This window comes from Candidatus Micrarchaeia archaeon (genome assembly GCA_041653315.1).
Taxonomy (GTDB): Archaea; Micrarchaeota; Micrarchaeia; order Anstonellales; family JAHKLY01; genus JAHKLY01.
This window is the reverse complement of record JBAZFO010000005.1, coordinates 1-2966: the sequence shown is the minus strand read 5'-3', so window position 1 is coordinate 2966 and position 2966 is coordinate 1. Positions and strand designations below refer to the sequence as shown.

General features: G+C 38.1%; 6 protein-coding genes. 4 read left to right on the top strand and 2 right to left on the bottom strand.

Translation table 11 applies throughout. From position 1 onward, the window contains the following. Positions 1-236 precede the first annotated feature (236 nt). Positions 237-443, bottom strand: a complete 207-nt coding sequence (locus WC356_01840; protein MFA5381877.1) for a hypothetical protein — start codon at positions 441-443, stop codon at positions 237-239. Between the two features lie 455 nt (positions 444-898). On the opposite strand from WC356_01840, the gene WC356_01835 reads away from it, so the two are divergent. From WC356_01835 to WC356_01820, 4 genes are all read left to right on the top strand, one after another. After that, a complete protein-coding gene (locus WC356_01835; protein ID MFA5381876.1) occupies positions 899-1327 on the top strand; it encodes a hypothetical protein in 429 nt (142 codons plus the stop codon). A gap of 457 nt (positions 1328-1784) precedes the next feature. After that, positions 1785-2117 (top strand): hypothetical protein, encoded by a 333-nt coding sequence (locus WC356_01830; protein ID MFA5381875.1) that lies wholly within the window; start codon positions 1785-1787, stop codon positions 2115-2117. 4 nt (positions 2118-2121) lie between these two features. Further along, positions 2122-2325, top strand: a complete 204-nt coding sequence (locus tag WC356_01825; GenBank protein MFA5381874.1) for a helix-turn-helix transcriptional regulator — start codon at positions 2122-2124, stop codon at positions 2323-2325. 29 nt (positions 2326-2354) lie between these two features. Further along, complete coding sequence (locus WC356_01820; protein MFA5381873.1) at positions 2355-2723, top strand: hypothetical protein; 369 nt, start codon at positions 2355-2357, stop codon at positions 2721-2723. On the opposite strand, the gene WC356_01815 is transcribed toward WC356_01820, so the two are convergent. Then, positions 2724-2966, bottom strand: a 243-nt coding sequence (locus WC356_01815; GenBank protein MFA5381872.1) for a hypothetical protein, incomplete at its 5' end; no start/stop codon positions are given. It abuts the gene before it with no gap.

Genomic DNA, 2966 nt, shown 5'->3' with positions numbered 1-2966 from the left:
GCGGCGGCGGATGCGGCGGCGGATGCGGCGGCGGATGCGGCGTATGCGGCAAGAACTAAAGCCCTAAAGCAATGTGCCGACATTGTACGGACTGACTATCCAGATGTTGACAGTCTTTTTAACGCCTAAAATAACGGGTCTTAGGCATAGTTTTTCGCAGATTAACTTTTAAAACAGCACACAAGGCGGATACAGGCTAACCCTAAAACAGAGCCTTTGTTATTCGCCTTGTTTTTTTATCTGTACGCCAAAGGAATAAATTTTTTATGTTCAATACAATCGTCAATAACCTGCTGGGCGTTGAGCCGGTCTATCGCTTCCCTCTTAGCAATCTCTTCGGCGGGGTTTTCTTCGGGTATGTCAATGTTCTCAATTTTGAGCGATTTTATCCCCGCTGTTTTCTTCCTACTCCAATAGCTGCCAATAGAACAACCGTAAGTCATTGTTGCTAAACTTTACATATAATTTCAGGCGGTTTATAAGCCGCTGGTAAATCTAAGCGAAATCTCGCCGAAATACTTTACCGACCCTATTTATACCATTACCACGATTTATTGTCAATAAAAATAACACTATCCTGCTAATGTTTGACACAATACCGCTAAAACCCGCATTGATAAACCCCAAACATAACACTTTTAACACAATTCTGCTATAAAAAACACTGTTTTTAACTAAATACTTCCGGTCTACCATTATTTTAGCACTATCCTGCTAATTATTATTTTTACCTATTGACAAACTTGACTTTTTTTCTGAAAAATGCTAATAATACATCTGTCTTTTTTGGCCTTTTCTTTTTCTTTTACCCCCTTTTCTTTTTCTTTTCGTCTTTTTTCTTTTTTGCAGTTTTAAAACTATATATTTATAGTTATTAGTTTTAGTTATTAAGTTATATATGAACTTTTGGCACTACAAACAAAGAAATATATCTCTCCAAAAATTAGGATTTAAAACCTATCAGGAGTATTTATGTAGTGATTTGTGGAGAAAAATAAGAAGAAAGGTTTTAGGTAGAGAAAAAAATATATGTCAAATTTGTCATAAAAACATAGCCACGCAGATACATCATCACAACTACAAATATGAGACTTTGCGGGGAGATAAAAGAAAACTACGGCATTTGGTTGCCATTTGTGGTGATTGCCATAAGAAAGCAGAGTTTTCAGATTGCGGCGATAAAAGCTCTCTGCCAGAAGCCAACGAAAGAATGAATTTACCTAATTATAAAATATGCCCACAATGCAACACTAAAAGAGTTTGGACTGATTTTGAAAACTTTACCGGAACAAAATCCTATCCTAAATGCAAATCTTGTAGAAGTTAAGATTTTCCGAAAATTCTGGGATGTTCGGCCATAAATTTACGTTGAGAAGGTAAATTGTGTTTCTGTTCAGAGCAGATGATACCTGCCTGTCTGAAAATACAATACCTTTTCATATCGTCAATGGCCGTAGCTTGATTTTTGTATAATCCCATATACCTGTATTATATAAAACTAAAACTATATTGTCAAGTCTTTTTTTTGACTATCCCCAAAAACTTCTTATTCTTTAATTATGGAAAAGGAAATAATAATTTTAGCAATTTTTGCGTTTATTTGCTTAATGTAGCTCAAATGTTTGTGCAATGTATAAACATCAGCCGCGCGTCATTTGGCTATTTTAGTCTTAGTCTGCACAAGAAATTGTGCAGATAATTCTCTTGCTTTCGTTTAAGTTCTTGCGTATAATACCCGATGTAGTAAGGGACAAGAATAATAACTTTAATCGGAGATGTGCAAAATGAGTAATGATAAAAAATCAGAATTTGGCGAAGGAATGACGTATTGCATAGGATTATTTTTGGCTCATAAATTTTTCCATAAAGACGCATCGGTAAGTCTTTGGTTTAATGGTGCTGGCGACCATCTTTATGGATTAAACACTAATTCTATATCGTGTCCTGACTTAAAGAAAGACGTTGATGCGTGGAGGAATAGCGTGTTAAAATGGAGGCTTTCTTATAATGCTACTGAACAAGACAAAGAATGGGCAATAAGCAAGGCGACAGAGTTCTTGCGAAGAATTGACGAACTTATGTTAAATACACCAACTAAACAAGGTGAATGGGAGTAAAAAAATGAGCATAGGCCAAAACATAGCCATATATCGAATAAACAAGCGTATTTTCCAGAAAGATTTAGCTCTGGCGGTAGGCGTTAGCGCGACTTATCTTTGCCAGATTGAAAGAGATACAAAAGGCAGGTATGTACCCTCTGCGGGATTGATTGAAAAAATTGCCAAAGAATTAGGCGTAAAAATAGAAGAATTAACAAAAGAATAGTAATTTTTGCATTAGAAAGGAAATAGGTAATGGCAAAATCAGAGACGATTAAAATTGACGATGTGGAGTATGTGCGGAAAGATTCGGGTACAGTTTTAGCCGAAAAATTAGATGGTCTTGACTATGTTATGGTTAGGACTTATTCGGCGGGAGTTCACGCAGGCTATTTAAAATCACGAATTGGAAAAGAGGTCGTTCTTAAAAAGGCCAGAAGGATTTGGTATTGGGATGGTGCGGCAAGTATATCGCAACTTGCAATGGAAGGCACATCAAAAGCGTCTAATTGTAAGTTCCCTTGTGAAGTAGATGAAATTACACTTCTGGAAGCAATAGAAATAATACCAATCACAGAAAAAGCCAAAAAAAGTATTCAAGGGGTTTCGGTATGGAAACAGTAATTAAATCTGGCTCTGGCGATGGCTCTGGCTCTGGCGATGGCTATGGCGATGGCTATGGCTATGGCTATGGCTCTGGCTCTGGCTCTGGCTCTGGCTATGGCGATGGCTATGGCTATAGCGATGGCTATGGCTCTGGCGATGGCTCTGGCGATGGCGATGGCTATGGCTCTGGCTCTGGCTCTGGCTCTGGCGATGGCTCTGGCGATGGCGATGGCTATGGCTATGGCTATGGCGATGGCGATG

Excerpts from the sequence above, each read along its gene's own strand:
- WC356_01840 (MFA5381877.1), bottom strand. The coding sequence starts at position 443 with ATGACTTACGGTTGTTCTATTGGCAGCTATTGGAGTAGGAAGAAAACA.
- WC356_01835 (MFA5381876.1), top strand. The coding sequence starts at position 899 with ATGAACTTTTGGCACTACAAACAAAGAAATATATCTCTCCAAAAATTA.
- WC356_01830 (MFA5381875.1), top strand. The coding sequence starts at position 1,785 with ATGAGTAATGATAAAAAATCAGAATTTGGCGAAGGAATGACGTATTGC.
- WC356_01825 (MFA5381874.1), top strand. The coding sequence starts at position 2,122 with ATGAGCATAGGCCAAAACATAGCCATATATCGAATAAACAAGCGTATT.
- WC356_01820 (MFA5381873.1), top strand. The coding sequence starts at position 2,355 with ATGGCAAAATCAGAGACGATTAAAATTGACGATGTGGAGTATGTGCGG.